Source organism: Streptomyces gottesmaniae, from assembly GCF_031845845.1.
Taxonomy (GTDB): domain Bacteria; phylum Actinomycetota; class Actinomycetes; order Streptomycetales; family Streptomycetaceae; genus Streptomyces; species Streptomyces akebiae.
In genome coordinates, this window is sequence record NZ_JAVRFJ010000023.1 from 107560 (window position 1) to 122070 (window position 14511).

18 protein-coding genes and 1 tRNA gene are annotated in these 14511 nt (G+C 70.2%); 17 read left to right on the plus strand and 2 right to left on the minus strand.

Annotation, left to right across the window (positions count from 1 at the left end; genetic code table 11):
* Positions 1 to 257: 257 nt before the first annotated feature.
* The 15 genes from RM704_RS25335 to RM704_RS25405 all read left to right on the plus strand — a co-directional run bounded on the left by RM704_RS25335 (position 258) and on the right by RM704_RS25405 (position 11745).
* A complete protein-coding gene (locus RM704_RS25335) occupies positions 258 to 548 on the plus strand; it encodes a hypothetical protein (RefSeq protein ID WP_033528389.1) in 291 nt (96 codons plus the stop codon).
* Positions 545 to 997 (plus strand): Pycsar system effector family protein, encoded by a 453-nt coding sequence (locus RM704_RS25340; RefSeq protein ID WP_033528305.1) that lies wholly within the window; start codon positions 545 to 547, stop codon positions 995 to 997. Before RM704_RS25335 ends, RM704_RS25340 begins: the two co-directional genes overlap by 4 nt.
* A complete protein-coding gene (locus RM704_RS25345) occupies positions 994 to 2124 on the plus strand; it encodes a hypothetical protein (RefSeq protein WP_033528304.1) in 1131 nt (376 codons plus the stop codon). Before RM704_RS25340 ends, RM704_RS25345 begins: the two co-directional genes overlap by 4 nt.
* Positions 2121 to 2504, plus strand: a complete 384-nt coding sequence (locus RM704_RS25350; RefSeq protein ID WP_033528303.1) for an RRQRL motif-containing zinc-binding protein — start codon at positions 2121 to 2123, stop codon at positions 2502 to 2504. Before RM704_RS25345 ends, RM704_RS25350 begins: the two co-directional genes overlap by 4 nt.
* 167 nt (positions 2505 to 2671) lie before the next feature.
* Positions 2672 to 4900: a cell division protein FtsK gene (locus RM704_RS25355; protein ID WP_033528302.1), complete on the plus strand. Its 2229-nt coding sequence runs from the start codon at positions 2672 to 2674 to the stop codon at positions 4898 to 4900.
* 141 nt (positions 4901 to 5041) lie between these two features.
* Positions 5042 to 5296, plus strand: a complete 255-nt coding sequence (locus RM704_RS25360) for a hypothetical protein (RefSeq protein ID WP_033528301.1) — start codon at positions 5042 to 5044, stop codon at positions 5294 to 5296.
* A gap of 14 nt (positions 5297 to 5310) precedes the next feature.
* On the plus strand, positions 5311 to 5505 hold the full coding sequence (locus tag RM704_RS25365; protein WP_033528300.1) for a hypothetical protein: 195 nt from the start codon (positions 5311 to 5313) through the stop codon (positions 5503 to 5505).
* Positions 5506 to 5525: 20 nt separating this feature from the next.
* Positions 5526 to 5993: a hypothetical protein gene (locus RM704_RS25370; protein ID WP_033528299.1), complete on the plus strand. Its 468-nt coding sequence runs from the start codon at positions 5526 to 5528 to the stop codon at positions 5991 to 5993.
* Between the two features lie 13 nt (positions 5994 to 6006).
* Complete coding sequence (locus RM704_RS25375) at positions 6007 to 6237, plus strand: hypothetical protein (protein WP_033528298.1); 231 nt, start codon at positions 6007 to 6009, stop codon at positions 6235 to 6237.
* A gap of 82 nt (positions 6238 to 6319) precedes the next feature.
* Positions 6320 to 7048: a DNA cytosine methyltransferase gene (locus RM704_RS25380; RefSeq protein ID WP_033528297.1), complete on the plus strand. Its 729-nt coding sequence runs from the start codon at positions 6320 to 6322 to the stop codon at positions 7046 to 7048.
* Complete coding sequence (locus RM704_RS25385) at positions 7045 to 7929, plus strand: bifunctional DNA primase/polymerase (protein WP_033528296.1); 885 nt, start codon at positions 7045 to 7047, stop codon at positions 7927 to 7929. The genes RM704_RS25380 and RM704_RS25385 overlap by 4 nt, the downstream gene beginning before the upstream one ends.
* Positions 7926 to 8249, plus strand: a complete 324-nt coding sequence (locus RM704_RS25390) for a hypothetical protein (protein ID WP_311591256.1) — start codon at positions 7926 to 7928, stop codon at positions 8247 to 8249. Before RM704_RS25385 ends, RM704_RS25390 begins: the two co-directional genes overlap by 4 nt.
* 11 nt (positions 8250 to 8260) lie before the next feature.
* Positions 8261 to 9808, plus strand: a complete 1548-nt coding sequence (locus RM704_RS25395) for a YfjI family protein (protein WP_033528295.1) — start codon at positions 8261 to 8263, stop codon at positions 9806 to 9808.
* A gap of 372 nt (positions 9809 to 10180) precedes the next feature.
* A complete protein-coding gene (locus RM704_RS25400) occupies positions 10181 to 10390 on the plus strand; it encodes a helix-turn-helix transcriptional regulator (RefSeq protein ID WP_078937195.1) in 210 nt (69 codons plus the stop codon).
* Between the two features lie 17 nt (positions 10391 to 10407).
* Positions 10408 to 11745: a tyrosine-type recombinase/integrase gene (locus RM704_RS25405; RefSeq protein ID WP_311591258.1), complete on the plus strand. Its 1338-nt coding sequence runs from the start codon at positions 10408 to 10410 to the stop codon at positions 11743 to 11745.
* A gap of 179 nt (positions 11746 to 11924) precedes the next feature.
* Here the strand turns inward: RM704_RS25405 and RM704_RS25410 are convergent.
* Positions 11925 to 12006 (minus strand) — tRNA-Tyr (locus RM704_RS25410).
* A 166-nt stretch (positions 12007 to 12172) separates the two neighbouring features.
* Here RM704_RS25410 and RM704_RS25415 point away from each other — a divergent pair.
* On the plus strand, positions 12173 to 12661 hold the full coding sequence (locus tag RM704_RS25415; protein ID WP_033528293.1) for a YajQ family cyclic di-GMP-binding protein: 489 nt from the start codon (positions 12173 to 12175) through the stop codon (positions 12659 to 12661).
* Positions 12662 to 12748: 87 nt separating this feature from the next.
* Here the strand turns inward: RM704_RS25415 and RM704_RS25420 are convergent, their stop codons facing one another.
* Entirely contained in the window at positions 12749 to 13015 is a 267-nt protein-coding gene (locus tag RM704_RS25420) for a GlsB/YeaQ/YmgE family stress response membrane protein (protein WP_033528292.1), read from the minus strand.
* Positions 13016 to 13169: 154 nt separating this feature from the next.
* Between RM704_RS25420 and RM704_RS25425 the strand changes: the two genes are divergently transcribed.
* On the plus strand, positions 13170 to 14438 hold the full coding sequence (locus RM704_RS25425; protein WP_033528291.1) for an APC family permease: 1269 nt from the start codon (positions 13170 to 13172) through the stop codon (positions 14436 to 14438).
* Positions 14439 to 14511 lie beyond the last annotated feature (73 nt).

Genomic DNA, 14511 nt, shown 5'->3' on the forward strand with positions numbered 1-14511 from the left:
GTGAGCGGAACGCGCGCTCACGGCCAATCCGGTCCGATCTCTTCCTGCTATCGCAGCGGCTAGCGCTGCGGCCGGTTGCCTCCCTCGCCCGTCCGGATCCGCGTACTGCGCGGGACTCGTACGGGCGGGGTGGAGGGGAGCCGGAACAGTGCCCCACCTTCCGCCGCATTCGCGGCCCGGCTTTCCGGGCGGTCGCCTCTCGCCAAGGACCGCGACCGCACCGGCATCCCTTCGACGTCAGGAGTTCTGTCATGCGCATGCGCACCTTTGTGGGGGGCCAAGAGGCCCACGGTGAGGCCGAGTTCGCTGAACTGGCCCTCGGTATCGACATCGACCTGTTCCGGGGCCCGCTGGAGTTTGAGACGGACGACGAGCGTGCGGCCCGTGAGGACGCGGCCCGTGACGTGTTCGCCGACCTGGTCGCGATGGGCGAGGCCGGTGACGAGATCGCCGGTTGGGACGCCCTGTACGCCGACGCGCTGACCCGTACGGTTCCGTTCCTGCGTTCCGTTCGCGGCCACCGGTCGGGGACGGGGGAAGCGGCATGAACACCGCCACTACGCAGAACCTGACGGCCGCGCACGCTGAGGTGAAGGCGGAGATCGTGCGGACCGACGCCAAGACCGCGCTGTTGCTGGCGTTCGTCGGCGCGGTGCTCGCCGGCGCGTGGACGGTCGCCCGTGACCTGCCACTGAACGTCCCGGCCTACGTGGCGGGCGGGTGCGGGTTGGCGGTGCTGGTCGCGGCGGCCGGGCTGTTGCTGCGGTCGGTGCGACCCAACATCAAGGGGCGGCACGGTTTCCCGCTGTGGGCCACGCTCACCGCGCAGGAGATCACCGACGTTGCCGCGTCCCGGGACCTCGCTGCCGACATCGCGGGCCTGTCCCGTCTGGCGGTCGCCAAGTTCACCTGCCTGCGCCGTGCCGTCGACCTGACGTGCGCGGGCGGCGCTCTGCTCATCCTGGCTGTCGTGTTCGCCGTGGGGGGTGCGGCATGAGCGAGACCCGCAAGCCTTTGACGAAGGTTCAGATCGGTGTGCTGTCGGCCGCGTTCGTGCCGATGCTGGCCACGGGTGTGATCGGCGGTATCGGCACGTACAGCAACATCGGGCACTCCTACGGCAAGGGCACCGCGCTCGGGGCGCTCGCCGCCGGTGAGGGCGCGACCGCCGTCCTGGCCCTGGTTCTGCTGGGACTGACCATGCTGGGCCAGTCCTCCCCGCACGTCGTCCGTATCGGGCTGTGGGCGCTGCCGGCCGCCGCGTCGGTCATGGGCGCCATGGCCGCACCGGACCTGGGCCGCACCGTCATCTACGCCCTGACCCCCATGGGCATGTCCGTCTCTGCGGAGGGCATGGCGTTCCTCGCCCGCCGCATCGTGGTCCACACCGACGGCCGCGACGCGGAGACCGAGCGCCGTAACGCCGACATCGTCCAGGCCCTCGCCTACCACCAGGCCCGCGCCGCCCACCACCCCAGTGACCGGGTCAAGTGGTGGTCGGAGCGCAAGTCATGGCGTCTGGCCCGCAAGGTCGGAGTCGGGGACACCGCACTCGGATCGAGGCTGCTGGACGTCCAGCGCGACCGCGTCACCGCCGGTGCGAACGCCGCGCTCGCCTCGATGTTCGGCGGCACCGACCCGATCCCCACCCCACACGCGAATGCGGAGGAATCCACCGAGACCACGAGGAAACGGTCTATGGCTGACCTGCGGGAATCGGCCCCCGCGCCGTCGGTCGTACTGACTCGATTCTCGGTGCCCGATCCGGTGGCGGTCGACTTCGTGAAGCCGACCCTCCCGCTCAAGCCCGTACCCGCGATCGCCCCGGCGGCCGACCCGGTCAAGGCCGATCCGGCGTCGACCGGTCGGCGGGCGGTGGCGGCCGACTCTCCCCGATCCCGTCGGGCGACCGGCAAGGTTCCCGCCGTGGCCCGGCCGCCCCGGCCGAAGCGGACAGCGGATCAGTTGCTGGCTGAGGCCCGCACCGCGACCGCCGATTGGCCGGACAGCCGGATCACAGCGGAGGGCATCCGCCGCGAGATCCACACCTCGCCAGCGAACGCGCGGACGCTGCGGGACACGATCCTCGCTGAGCGCGCCGCCGACGGCGCTGAAGCCGCATGAGCCGGCTGACCCTCGCCGACTGCTTCGACCCCACCGGCGAGCGCTTCGGCATCCCCACCTACCCGTGGCGCTACGCCCCCGACGACTTGGCCACCCGCCGCCAACTCCGCGTCCGGGGACTGCGGCCGGGAGGTCAGGACATCGCCGCTCAGATCCTCAGGCCGCGCCGTCGGCGCGAACCGCTGACCGCGTACCTGTACCGGGTCGACCTCGCCCGCCCGGTGCGGCCGATGACCCCCGCGAGGTGGGCGGCGCTCGCCAAGGCCAATGCCGCCCGCCGCCGCTGCCCCGAGTGCGGCCAGGACGCCGGATACGTCATCCCGCCCACGCTCGGAACCTGCGTGACCTGCGCCTACCCCGAGGAACAGCGCGCTGCCTGAGTACTACCAATTCGACGAACACGCAGAGTGAAGCTAAGGCCAGAATTAGCCCAAACCCAGGCTAGTTACGGCCCTTGCAGGGCTTCACGATCGTTCTCGGGTCCGGCCGCCCGACCTTCCACAGCAAGCCGGCCGGACCCTTCGACTCCCGAAGGAGTAGGTACGTCGTGACGGAAACCACCGCCTTCCCGCCCCCTCAGGACCCGGAGGGCACCGAACAGCGGACGGCCGACATCGTGCCGTTCCCTCTGAAGAAGCCCGCCCCGACCGACCCGGCCGCGCCCGGCGAGGGCGAGGCCAAGCCGGGTGAGTGGGAGGCCGAACTCCCCGACACCGACGACCCGGAGGCCGACGGACTGAGCGAGGGGGCCCCGGTCGACCCGCCGCGCGAGGTCTACCCGCCCTCGGTGGCGGAGTGGATGGAGGCCAAGGACAAGGCCCGTATGCCGGTGCTGCCGGACTGGGTCAAGCTCCCTGACCAGCGCGCGGCCGTCCGTAAGTGGGCGTTCCGGCACTACTCCGCCGTGGTCGGCTATCACGCCGTGCGGCTGCCGTTCGTCTACACCCCGAAGGTCTGCGCCTACTCGCCGCGCGGGGCATGGCGGTGGTCGACGGCGATCGGCCGGTGGGTGTTCGACGCGGAGGGCAAGGCCCTGCGCCTAGCGTCCGTGGCGAACGAGGACGCGGCGGAGTACCTGAAGCTGTCGCGGCAGCGCAACGACCGTGTCCGTCTGCGCGGGATCGTGGCCACCGTGGGCGGGTTCGTCGGTCTGGCCGCCGCGTTGACCCTGTACGTCATGGCGCCGTCGTGGCTGCTCATGCTGGCCGTGGCGACGCTGACCACCACCCTCGGTGTGGTCGGGGCGCCGGCCGACCGGCCGCTGATCGACCTGGCCAAGGTGACGTTCCGCAAGCGCAAACTGTCCTCCGACATCGTCATCCGCGCACACGACGCGTCCGGACTGACCACCAGGGATCAGACGATCGCCTTCCCCCGGCCAATCGGCCGGGACGGGGACGGCTGGCGGGTGGTGGTGGATCTGCCGTACGGCAAGACGTTCGAGGACGCCATGAAGGCTCACGCACGGCTCGCCTCCGGTATGGACATCGCCCCGACTCAGCTCTTCCTCGACAAGGACGAGACGAGTGGGCGGCGGGTGTCGTACTGGATCGCCGACCGTGACCCGCTCGCCGTGCCGTCGGGGAAGTCCCCGTTGCTGGGGGCGACGCGGGTGGACTTCTGGAAGCCGTTCCCGTGGGGTGTCGACGAGCGCGGCAACCCGGTCATGGCCACGATGCTGTGGCTGTCGCTGCTGGTGGGCGCCGTGCCGCGTCAGGGCAAGACGTTCTCTGCCCGCACGATCGCGCTCGCCGCCGCGTTGGACCCGTACGTCAGGTTGTACGTGTTCGACGGCAAGGCGTCGCCGGACTGGCGGGCGTTCACCAAGGTCGCTCACCGCGTCGGGTTCGGCATCGTCCCGAAGAACGGGATCGACCCCGTCTCGCATCTGCTGACCTCGCTGCGCGAGTTGAAGGCGGACGTCGAAGACCGGTACCACCGGCTCTCCGAACTGCCGCTGCACGTCTGCCCCGAGGGCAAGCTCACCCCGGAGATCAGCCGGGACAAGAAGCTGAACATGCCGCTCACGCTGTTCGTGGTGGACGAGGTGCAGGAGTACCTGACCCACCCCGAACACGGCAAGGAGATCCTGTCCCTCATGGTCTACCTCGCCCGGGTCGCCCCGGCGGTGGGTGTGTCGGTGATGACGGCGACGCAGAAGCCGGACGACAAGGCGTGCCCGTCGGAGCTGCGCGACCAGCATCAGGCCCGGTTCGCCCTGCGGGTCGGCGCCTACCAGGTCTCGGACACCATCCTCGGTGCGGGTTCCTACTCGGAGGGGTTGGACGCGTCCAAGCTGCTGAAGTCCCACAAGGGCGTGGGTCTGCTCAAGGGCATGTCCGACGATGCCGGGATCGTGCGCACGTACCTCGCCGACGGCCGCGACGCCGAACGCATCCTCAGCCGCGCCGCCGCGCTGCGCGAGGCCGAGGGAACGCTGTCCGGCGACGCGGCCGGCGAAGCCCCCGCCCCCGAGACATCCGCGACCATCCTCGACGACGTCGCGGCCGTGCTGGGCAAGGGCGAGGCCAAGGTGTGGTCGGAGACCATCGTGGACCGGCTTGCCGACCTGCGCCCGGAGGTCTACGGGCCGTGGGCGGAGCTGGAGGCCAAACCCAAGGCGGAAGCGCTCACCGCCGCGCTCAAGCCGTTCGGGATCGGCACGGTGCAGATCAGCCGCCGCATTGACGGCGAACAGCTCAACAAGCGCGGCATCAAGCGCGACGACATCGCCACCGTGATTACACAGCGCAACCAAAAGAGGGACGCCGGATAGGTCTCACAGTCTGCTACCGGTAGCGGCAGACGTCGCTACCGGTAGCAACCCTGCTAGCGACCCAAACCGCCCCTGATCAGGCCGCTAGCACATAGCGGCCCACCTGCGAAAACCCCATCAACCCCCTCTGAAAGGCCCCTGATGAGCCTTGCAGCCCTCGCTACCGCATTCCTCCTGACAGTCACCCTCGGTTACATCGTCAAGTGCTGGCTGAGCCCGTTCGGGGACTGCCGCAAGTGCGACGGCATGGGCCACGGCTTCAAGACCGACCGCAAGGGCAAGGCCAAGCGCGGCCGTGACTGCCGCCGCTGCCACGCCACCGGCAAGCGCATACGCGTCGGCCGCTGGATCTACAACCGCGCCGCGCGCACCTACCGCGCCGGCACCCACCGCTGACCCCCGGAGGTCCCGTGGACATCACCATCTCGCTCGTTCTGCTGCTCGCCGTCGGCGTCGCGCTGCTGCTGCGCTTCAAGGCAGTAGGCGCCGGGGCGGCCGTCGTCGTCGCGCTCTTCGGCTTCTACCTCGCTCACACCGGCGCGGCCGACACCGTCAACCAGCTCGTCACCGCGTTCACCGACGCCCTACCCGGCATCACCCGCTGATCCGAAGGGAGACCAGCACCGTGAACGAACCCACCCCGTACGGCCGGACCGCCGGACACGAGACGGCGGCCGTGGAAGTCCACACCCCCACCCCGCTCGCCCCCGCCCACACCGCCCCGCTCATGCCCATGCAGCCGGGCACCATCCCGGCCGTGGCGAGCGTCGTCCTCCCCGACGGCCGCGTCGTCACCGGCTACGCCATCGAGCCGGCCAAGCCCGAACCGGTCGCGCACAAGCCGGCCGTCTCCCGGGCGGCGGTGAACATCGCGCTCGGGGGCGTGGGGTTCCTCGCCGTGTGCGGCGGACTGCTCATGCTCACCACGTTCATCACCGCCCTGACCGCGCTGGTGACCCAGCTCGTCATCCTCGCCGCCGTCGTCTTCGGCGGCTGGATCGCCGTGCAGGTGTTCAGCGCGGGCGGCCACGGCGGCGGAACCACGGTCAACATCCGCAAGGCCGTCATCAAGCGCAACAAGTTCTACGGCTGACAGAGGGAGCCCGATGTCTTACCGCGGCAACGACCCCATCTCTGACGGCCCGCTCAACGGCGCCCCGTTCGGCTTCTCGCCCGAGTCTTTGCAGCGCGAGGCCCTGTACGCCGAACTCGACAACGCGGGCGTCGAACTGGGCACCTACGACCACCGGATCGTGGAGTGGATCGCCGGGTGGGACTACCCCACCGTGGCCACCATCGCGAGCCTGATCCGCCGCGCCGCACACCGCCCCGAGTAGCTGCACCCGGGCGGGCGCCTCTCGCCAAAGACCGCGCCCGCCCGGTTCTCCGTCCCTTCGACAGAAACAGGAGACCCCCAGCATGACCCAACCCATCCCGATCCGGCGAGGTGCCTCCCGGCCGCGTCTGCTGGATCTGTTCTCGTGTGCCGGTGGTGCCGCGATGGGCTACCACCGCGCCGGGTTCGCGGTGGACGGTTGCGACATCGCCGCCCGTCCGAACTACCCCTTCCCCCAGCACCGGGGCGATGCCCTCGCCTACCTCGCCGACCTGATCGAGTCGGGCGAGATCCGCCGGTACGTGTTCGTCCATGCCTCGCCGCCGTGCCAGCACGGGTGCGCCCTGACCGTGGGCACCAATGCCTCACAGGGGTGGGGCCGCACGCACGTCGACCTGGTGGCCCCCGTCCGTGACCTCTTGGACGCGACCGGTCTGCCGTACGTGATCGAGCAACCGAACGGCCGCGCGAAGATCCGCAAGGACTTGACGCTGTGTGGCGAGATGTTCGGTCTCGGGGTCATCCGTCACCGCAACTTCGAGTTGGGCGGATGGACGGCCGCGCGGCCGGCGCACGTCCCGCATCGGGGACGCGTACGCGGCTACCGGCATGGCCGCTTCTACGACGGCCCGTACGTGGCCGCGTACGGCAACGGCGGCGGCAAGCCGTCCGTCCCCGAACTCCAGACGGCCATGGGCATCACGTGGACCGACTTGCGCGAGGAACTGACGGAGGCGATCCCGCCCGCCTACACAGAGTTCATCGGCCGCGCCTACTTCGCGGCCACCGGAACATTGGGGGCGGCGGCATGAGCGCGACGCCCGAACCTCTGCGGGTCGCCCTCGCCCTCGCGGCGGCCGGCGTCCCGGTCCTGCCGCTGCGTCGGGGCAAGGTCCCGTTCGGCAACTGCCGTACCTGCGCGGGTCGCCCGCCCCGGTGCGGCGGACGGCCGAACATGAAGAGCGCGGGGCCCTGCCGTTGCCCGGCGCCGTGCCACGCGTGGGCCGCCGGGACCACCGACCCGCACGTTCTCACCTCGCCCGTGTGGGCGCCGGTGTGGCGTGAGGCTGTGGCCGTCGCCTACCACCCCGGAGGGGCCGGGCTCACCGTCGTCGACCTGGACAACGCGGCGGCCGTCGAATGGGCCCGCGAGAGCCTGCCCGCCACCCGCGTCGTGCCGACGACTCGCGGTGAGCACTGGCTCTACCGGGGCGCCATGCCGTCCGCGAACGCCGTCCGGCCCGGTGTCGACGTCAAGTCGCTCATGCAGTACGCCCGTTGGCTCGGACCCGGCACCGGGCCAATGGCCATCCTCCCGGCGGCCATGCGCGCCCTGTTGGTGAAGGAAGACACCACCCCCGCCCCGGGGAAGGTGGCCTCTTCCCTTCCCACCCGCACCCCGTGGTCGCGGCAGGTGGCCACCGGGTGCCGACACACCGAGCGCTACGTCCGCACCGGCCTGGAACGCGGCCTCGCCCTCGTACGTGCCCGCACCGAAACCGGCGCCGGATCACAGGCGTTCGGCGTTGCCCGGTTCCTCGCTGCCCAGCACACCGCCTGTCCCGGACCCTGCGGACTCGCGGCGATCGGAGAGGAGATCGTGACGGCCGCCGTCGCCGTGGGCGTCCCGGAGGCTTACGCGCGCCGCGCGGTCGCCAACGGCCTTGAGACGGCTGTGGAGCGTGCGGCATGAACAAAGCATCCCGAACCCCCTCGAACTGCCCTCAGAACGCAGTGCAGGGCCCGCCACGGCTGACCGTGGGCGAACCGAAGGGCGTCGCCCGCAAGGGCGTCCTTTCTGCCGTCGGTTCTGACCCGCAGACGGTCACCGTCACCGGCATCACCCCGGGGATTCAGATCCAGTGCGACGGCGTACCGGTCGCGGACTGGCTCTGCGCCTGTGGGCACCACGAACGCGCACGGGGCCGCGCCGCCGTCATCGCCTTGCAAGCCCGCGTCATCGTCGGCATCTGCCCCCACACCACCACCGCCGAGGGGAGGGCGGCCTCATGACTCCACAGCCTGTGGACAGCCCCGACCTGTGGGCCGGACTGCCCACCCTGGAAGACCCGCCCGGCGAGGACGACACGGCCCCGGACGTGTGGGAGGACCCCATTCCCCTCACCGGCCGCCGTGAGCGTCCGTCGTTCCCTGCTCACGTGCTGCCCGCCTGGTTGGGGGAGTTCGTGACGGCGGTCGCGGAGGAGACACAGACCCCGGTGGATCTCGCCGGATCGGTTGCCCTTGCCGTGCTCGCCACGGCCGCCGGCGGCCGGTCGGTGGTCCACGTACGCGGCAACTGGCGAGAGCCCACCAACCTCTACACCGTGGTGGCGCTCCCGCCCGCCAACCGCAAGTCCGCCGTCTTCGCACTGCTGACCAACCCCCTGTACGAGGCGGAGAAACAGCTCAAGACCGCGATGAAGCCCGTGATCGTGGAAGCGGAGCTGACGGCGAGGCTGGCCAAGGAAGCGGCGGACAAGGCCGCCGCCAAGGCCGCGTCCGCAGACGGCGACAAACGCGATGACATGGTGGCCACCGCCGTCGGCCTCGCGCAGACCGCCGACACGCTCACCGTCCCGGCCGAACCGGTCCTGTTGGCGGACGACTCCACACCCGAGACGGTCACCTCGCTCATGGCCGAACAGGGCGGGCGGTTGTCGGTGATGAGTGCGGAGGGCGGCATCTTCGACATCATCGCCGGCCGCTACTCCGGGGCCCCCAACATGGAAGTCTTCCTGAAGGGGCATGCCGGGGACCGGCTGAGGGTGAACCGGCAGACCCGCCGCGAGTACATCGACGCCCCCGCCCTGACCATCGGCCTCGCCGTACAGCCGGACGTGCTGCGGGACATCGGGAAGGTGAAGGGGTTCGAGGGACGCGGACTACTGGCCCGCTTCCTGTACTCCCTGCCGGTGTCCACGGTCGGTGACCGCGAGATCATCACCGACCCGGTCCCGGAAGCGACGGCCGCTACCTACACCGCCCGGGTCATCGACCTCACCCTGTCCCTGGCGGAGTGGACCGACCCGGCCGTCATCCAGCTCACCCCGGAAGCCGACGCGGCCCTGATCGCCTATCAGAAGCGCATCGAACCGCAGCTCAAGGCACGCGGCGGCAAGCTGGGCCACATCTCCAACTGGGCCGGAAAGCTTGCCGGGGCGACCGCCCGCATGGCCGCGCTGCTGCACCTCGCCGAACACGGCGGCAACGGCTACGCCCACCCCGTCACCGAAGACACCATGCGCGCGGCAATCGAGCTGGGTGACTACTACACCGCCCATGCCCTCGCTGTGTTCGACGTCATGGGCGCCGACCCTGTCCTGTCCCGCGCCCGCAGCGTGCTGGAAGCGCTGAGGGACAACGGATGGGAGGACGTCAGCCGGCGGGATGTGTTCACCGTCTTGTCCCGCAGCGAGGTACCGACCGTCGCGGACCTCGAACCGGCCCTCGCGCTGCTGGAAGACCACGGATACCTGCGGTCCTACCAGCCCGAGCGCACCGGCAAGCGCGGACGCCCACCGGCACCCCGCCTCACTGCCCACCCGTCCCTGCGCCACGGCGGCCGGTGACCCCGCCCGCGCACACGACCCGTCCCGCACAAACCGCAAAATCCGCAGAAACCCAGGACACCCCCGCTGACCTGCGACGGACCCCCGCTCCGGGGTGGGGCGAGGGTCCGTCGCACAATCCCGCGATATTCCGCAAAAAAGTCGAGCGCCCCCGCCCGCCGGGACCGGCCGACGGCCGCCCCTGATTTTTGCGGAATATCGCGGATTTCTGCGGAGCACCGCCCGCCGCCACCCGCGCACCACATCACCGCAGGTCAACGCCCCTCCCCGGGTTTTCTGCGGATATTGCGGTTTGTGCGGCGGCATTCACCCCTGATCTCGCTCCCATCACATCCCCTGGTTGCCCTCTTCACACCCTGAGGAGATCTCGCCATGTCTGCCGCATCCCGTCGGCGCCGCTCCCCTGCCGATCCATGGGTTCCGCTGTCCGATGCTCTCGATGAAATCGGCATCAGCCGCGCCACCTACTACCGCTGGCGCGACCGGGGCTACGCCCCGGAAGTCCGCCGTCTGCCGAACGGCCACCTACGCATGCGCCGAAGCGTCCTAGACGCCTTTCTCAACGATCTGGAGGTCGCGTGACCGAGTGGAGCTACACCGTGCGGATCTGGGCGATCCGCAAGCGCCCGTACCGCAAGCCCTATCAGCTCCGCTGGCAGGTCGGCACCCGCCCGCACTCGGAATCGTTCCTCACTTCCGGGCTCGCCGAGAGCAGGCGAGCCCAGCTCGTCACGGCGACACGGGAGGGCGAGCCGTTCGACGTGGAGAGCGGTTTGCCCAAGTCGATGGTCCAGAAGGAGAAAGACATCCCCTGGTACCAGCACGCTCGGGACTACATCGAGATGAAGTGGGACCACTCGCCGGCGACCACCCGCAAGAACCTCGCTGAGGCCATGGCCACCGTGACCCCCATCATCGTGAAGGACACGCGAGGCATGGCGGATCACCATCTCGTGCGACGCGCACTCTATAGCTGGGCCTTCAACGTCAAGCGGTGGGACGAGGAGCCACCGCCGGAGGTCAAGGATGTGTTGGCGTGGTTCGAGCGGAAGTCGCTTCCCGTCTCGGCTCTCTCGGAAAAGATGCTGGTCCGCCGGGCGTTGAATGCCTGCACCAAGCGGATGGACGGCAAGACTTCCGCAGGGTCCGTGATCGCCAGGAAGCGAGCCATCTTCCATCAGGCTCTCGGCTACGCGGTCGACGCGGAGATGCTGGCTGAGAACCCCATGCATGCACTCCAGTGGAAGGCACCCGAGAAGGTAGACGAGGAAGTCGACCCCGAGTGCGTCCCTGATCCGGAGATGGCGGAACGGCTCCTGGCCGGCGTGCGCGCGCAAGGGGCCCGCGGTCGCCACCTGGAAGCGTTCTTCGGCTGCATCCTCTACTCAGCGGCGCGCCCCGGCGAAACGGTCGGCCTGCTGGAGTCAGACGTACATCTGCCCCGTCGCGGGTGGGGCCGGATCATGCTCCGAGAAAGCCGACCGCGAGCCGGCCGACCATGGACCGACTCCGGCGAGGCTCACGACAGGAAAGGGCTCAAGCACCGTTCCCGCAAGGCCGTGCGGCCGGTACCCATCCCGCCCCGGCTGGTGGCGCTCCTCCGCTGGCACATCACCGTCCACGGCGTCGCGCCCGACGGCCGACTGTTCCGTACGGCGCGCGGCGGCATGGTGCAGGAGAGCGGCTACGGCGAGGTGTGGGCGAGCGCTCGGCAAGAGGTGCTGAGTCCGCAGGAGTGCGCGACGAAGCTTGCCAAGCGTCCATATGATCTTCGGCACACTGCCGTGTCCACGTGGCTCAGTGCTGGAGTCGAACCGCAGATCGTGGCCGCCCGCGCCGGGCACAGTGTGGCCGTCCTCTTCCGGGTGTACGCGAAGTTCCTCCGGGGTGGAGACGATGCCGCCAACGCCAAGATCTCCGCCCGTCTGGACGGCTGAGGGCCCACCACCCTCATAACCCCTGGTCGGGGCTCAAATCCCCGTCCACGCCCCGTCCAGAACTACTGGTAGAGAGCGGGAAAGAGCGAGACACGGCGAGACAGTCCAGCCGACTCGCGCCCCATACACAGACGGCCCCTGCGCTGCGTTTCCGCAGCTCAGGGGCCGTCTTTTCCACGTGGCGGCGCCAGGATTCGAACCTGGGTAGGCTAAGCCGACGGATTTACAGTCCGCTCCCATTGGCCACTCGGGCACACCGCCTGGGATTCGTCGCCCTTCGAACCGCTTTTCGGCGGTGCTCCGTGGCGACGACGTAAACGATACCTGATGCTCGGGGGTGCTTCGCCACCTGATTGATCAGTACTCGCGGGGGCTGGGTGGCTAGGCTTGTCGCCCCCTGATACACCGATACAAGGAGCCACAGGACATGGCCGACTCCAGTTTCGACATCGTCTCGAAGGTCGAGCGGCAGGAGGTCGACAACGCCCTCAACCAGGCCGCCAAGGAGATCTCGCAGCGCTACGACTTCAAGGGCGTCGGCGCCTCGATCTCGTGGTCCGGCGAGAAGATCCTCATGGAGGCGAACTCCGAGGACCGGGTGAAGGCCATCCTCGACGTCTTCCAGTCCAAGCTGATCAAGCGCGGGATCTCCCTGAAGTCGCTGGACGCGGGTGAGCCCCAGCTGTCCGGCAAGGAGTACAAGATCTTCGCGTCGATCGAGGAGGGCATCTCCCAGGAGAACGCCAAGAAGGTGGCGAAGATCATTCGTGACGAGGGTCCCAAGGGCGTCAAGGCCCAGGTCCAGGGTGACGAGCTCCGCGTCAGCTCCAAGAGCCGCGACGACCTGCAGGCCGTGATCTCCCTGCTCAAGGGCAAGGACTTCGACTTCGCGGTGCAGTTCGTCAACTACCGGTGACGAGCGGCAGGTAGAGCCCGTACGACGAAAGGGTGGGCCTCACGGTGTCGCCGTGGTGCCCACCCATTTCGTGCGTGTGATGCGCGGTCAGCGGCGGGAGTGGCCGAACAGGATGCGGTAGCCCACCAGCAGGACCAGGGAACCGCCGATCGCGGCCGCCCAGGTGGCGCCGTCGTAGAAGTTCTCGGAGATCGGGTGGTCCAGCCAGCGGGCGGAGATCCAGCCTCCGATGAAGGCGCCCGCGACGCCGATGAGGGTCGTGCCGATGAAGCCACCCGGGTCGCGGCCCGGCAGCAGGAACTTGGCGATGGCGCCGGCCAACAGCCCCAGAACGATCCAGCCGATGATGCTCATGCGGTGCACCTGCCCTTTCGTGCCTTGCCTGTGCTGTGTTTCCCCCCGCAGCGGACGGACGGCCCGGCCGTGCCTGATGTCTGTCCTGCCCTTGTTGTCCGCGAGGACGTCTCCGTGACACCTGGTGGTTGCGCTGATCAGTAGGGTGCGGCACATGACACAAGCCGGATCGGGCGCCGGGCTGCGCCGCACGCTCGGCGTCGGGGACGCGGTGGTCGTCGGACTCGGGGCGATGGTCGGCGCGGGGATCTTCGCCGCGCTGGGCCCGGCGGCGCGCGCCGCCGGGTCGGGGCTGCTGCTCGGACTCGGGATCGCGGCGGTGGTCGCGTACTGCAACGCGATGTCGTCGGCGCGGCTGGCGGCCGTGTATCCGGCGTCGGGCGGCACCTATGTGTACGGGCGTGAGCGGCTCGGCGAGTTCTGGGGGTATCTGGCCGGCTGGTCGTTCGTCGTGGGCAAGACGGCCTCGTGCGCGGCGATGGCGCTGACCGTGGGGGCGTACGTGTGGCCGGGGCAGGCGCACGCCGTCGCGGTGGCGGCCGTGGTGGCGCTGACGGCGGTGAACTACGGCGGCGTGCAGAAGTCGGCCTGGCTGACGCGGGCGATCGTGGCCGTCGTGCTGGCCGTCCTCGCCGCCGTCGTGGTCGTGTGCCTGGGGTCCGGCGAAGCCGACGCGGGGCGGCTGGACATCGGCGCGTCGGGCGGCGTGGGCGGGGTGCTGCAGGCGGCCGGGCTGCTGTTCTTCGCGTTCGCCGGGTACGCGCGGATCGCGACCCTCGGTGAGGAGGTACGGGACCCGGCGCGCACCATTCCGCGCGCGATCCCGCTCGCGCTGGGCATCGCGCTGGTGGTGTACGCGGCCGTGGCGGTCGCCGCCCTGGCCGTGCTGGGCTCCGGTGGGCTGGGACGGGCCTCGGCTCCGCTGGCCGACGCGGTACGGGCGGCCGGGGTGCCGGGATTGGTGCCCGTGGTGCGGGTGGGGGCCGCGGTGGCCGCACTCGGGTCGCTGCTGGCGCTCATCCTGGGTGTCTCCCGCACGACCCTCGCGATGGCCCGCGACCGGCACCTGCCCGCCTCGCTCGCCGCCGTGCACCCCCGTTTCCAGGTGCCGCACCGGGCCGAGCTGGCCGTCGGAGCGGTGGTCGCCGTCCTGGCCGCCACGGTCGACGTGCGCGGCGCGATCGGGTTCTCGTCCTTCGGGGTCCTCGCGTACTACGCGGTCGCCAACGCGTCCGCCTGGACGCTGAGTCCGGCGCCGGTGGCCCGGGTGGTGCCCGTGGTCGGGCTCGTCGGGTGCGCTGTCCTGGCGTTCTCGCTGCCCTCGTCGTCGGTGGGCGTGGGGGCGGCCGTACTGGGTGTGGGGGCGGCCGTGTACGGCGTACGGCGGTGGTGGGCGCGGCGGGGGCCGGTGGGGAGCGGCTGAGCCGGCCGGCTCGACCGGGGTGTGCGTGTGCCGCGCCGCCGCGCTGCCGACGTGTCGGTACGGGACGCCTGAC

Bases quoted from the DNA above. Each gene is read 5' to 3' on its own strand.
- RM704_RS25390 (WP_311591256.1), top strand. From the start codon at position 7,926: ATGAACAAAGCATCCCGAACCCCCTCGAACTGCCCTCAGAACGCAGTG.
- RM704_RS25400 (WP_078937195.1), top strand. From the start codon at position 10,181: ATGTCTGCCGCATCCCGTCGGCGCCGCTCCCCTGCCGATCCATGGGTT.
- RM704_RS25350 (WP_033528303.1), top strand. From the start codon at position 2,121: ATGAGCCGGCTGACCCTCGCCGACTGCTTCGACCCCACCGGCGAGCGC.
- RM704_RS25380 (WP_033528297.1), top strand. From the start codon at position 6,320: ATGACCCAACCCATCCCGATCCGGCGAGGTGCCTCCCGGCCGCGTCTG.
- RM704_RS25415 (WP_033528293.1), top strand. From the start codon at position 12,173: ATGGCCGACTCCAGTTTCGACATCGTCTCGAAGGTCGAGCGGCAGGAG.
- RM704_RS25345 (WP_033528304.1), top strand. From the start codon at position 994: ATGAGCGAGACCCGCAAGCCTTTGACGAAGGTTCAGATCGGTGTGCTG.
- RM704_RS25420 (WP_033528292.1), bottom strand. From the start codon at position 13,015: ATGAGCATCATCGGCTGGATCGTTCTGGGGCTGTTGGCCGGCGCCATC.
- RM704_RS25335 (WP_033528389.1), top strand. From the start codon at position 258: ATGCGCACCTTTGTGGGGGGCCAAGAGGCCCACGGTGAGGCCGAGTTC.
- RM704_RS25340 (WP_033528305.1), top strand. From the start codon at position 545: ATGAACACCGCCACTACGCAGAACCTGACGGCCGCGCACGCTGAGGTG.
- RM704_RS25385 (WP_033528296.1), top strand. From the start codon at position 7,045: ATGAGCGCGACGCCCGAACCTCTGCGGGTCGCCCTCGCCCTCGCGGCG.
- RM704_RS25425 (WP_033528291.1), top strand. From the start codon at position 13,170: ATGACACAAGCCGGATCGGGCGCCGGGCTGCGCCGCACGCTCGGCGTC.
- RM704_RS25375 (WP_033528298.1), top strand. From the start codon at position 6,007: ATGTCTTACCGCGGCAACGACCCCATCTCTGACGGCCCGCTCAACGGC.
- RM704_RS25360 (WP_033528301.1), top strand. From the start codon at position 5,042: ATGAGCCTTGCAGCCCTCGCTACCGCATTCCTCCTGACAGTCACCCTC.